General features: G+C 55.9%; 1 protein-coding gene. It reads right to left on the bottom strand.

The features are described from left to right. Positions 1 to 8: 8 nt before the first annotated feature. A protein-coding gene (locus HX830_RS31700; protein WP_177104777.1) for an IS3 family transposase occupies positions 9 to 1,171 on the bottom strand; the annotation gives its coding sequence in 2 pieces (ribosomal slippage) (positions 9 to 916 and positions 916 to 1,171; 1,164 coding nt in all). Between the last annotated feature and the right edge of the window lie 64 nt (positions 1,172 to 1,235).

The raw sequence follows: 1,235 nt of genomic DNA, 5'->3' as shown, positions 1-1,235 counted from the left end.
TGTAGTGGTCAACTGATCCCGGACACGGTTTTGAGTTTTTCTTCGGTTTTCGCTGGGGCCAGCCCATCGTTAAATTGATGAGGCCGGATCCAGTTGTAGTGATGCATCAGGTACTGGCTGATGTCTCGCTGAGCTTGCTGGCCGGTCATGTAGCCAGTGGTCGGTATCCATTCTGTTTTCAAGCTGCGAAACACCCGTTCCATCGGCGCATTATCCCAGCAATTTCCTCGGCGACTCATGCTCTGGCGCATGCGGTAGCGCCACAGCCGTTGGCGAAATTGGCGGCTGGCGTACTGCGATCCTTGATCCGAGTGAAACAGCAGCCCTTGAGGCTTTCCACGTTGCTCATAAGCCACGTCCAGCGCCTTGATCACCAGCGCTGCATCTGGCTTTTCTGATAACGCCCAGCCCACAACTCGACGCGCATATAGATCCAAGACAACCGCAAGGTAGTGCCATTTACCCTGCGCCCAAATGTAGGTGATGTCACCACACCAGACCTGGTTGGGCGCCTCGACATCAAACTCGCGGTTCAAGATGTTCGGGATATCAGGCCGCTCCACCGTCGCTTTTTTGTAGGCGTGTGATCCCGGCTGCTTGCTGACCAGTTCCAGCTCGCGCATCAGGCTGCGTACCTTGAACCGTCCGATTTGCTCACCCTCGTCTTGCATCATCACCATAATGCTGCGGCTGCCCGGCGCACTTCGTCCCCGGGTGAATAGTTCGTTCACTCGACTACGCAGCCTGAGCCGCTCAACGTCCGGGGTTAGCCGTCTGAGACGATGTGCGTAGTAACTCGAACGGGTGACGTCGAACAACTCGCACAAGCAATCAACGGGCTCATGGGCGCTTAGCTGATTGATCAGCGCGTACGCTCGAGATCTTCCGACATCAAGAGCGCGGTAGCCTTTTTTAGGATCGATTTCTCTCGTTCAAGGCGAGCGATCCGAGCTTCCAATTCCTGGATTTTTTGCTGCTCTGGAGTCAGCGCCTTGCTTTGCGGAGTGATGCCGGTGCGTTCCTGTTGAAGCTGGCCGACCCAACGGCGCAGTACTGATTCACCAACGCCGAGCGAGCGGCTAGCCTCGATGAAACTGTAGTTTTGCTTGAGCACGAGGTCGGCGGCCTCGCGTTTGAATTCAGCGGAAAAGGTACGGCGTTGTTTGGTCATCTGACACCTCGATCTGGCGGGTATTCTCGCCTAAATGGGTGTCCGGGGTTAGTAGACCACTACA

Origin of the sequence: Pseudomonas gingeri (assembly GCF_013385425.1) — a bacterium.
GTDB classification, from domain to species: domain Bacteria; phylum Pseudomonadota; class Gammaproteobacteria; order Pseudomonadales; family Pseudomonadaceae; genus Aquipseudomonas; species Aquipseudomonas gingeri_D.
Note: the sequence above shows the minus strand (reverse complement) of the source record. Positions and strands in the feature narration are given on the sequence as shown.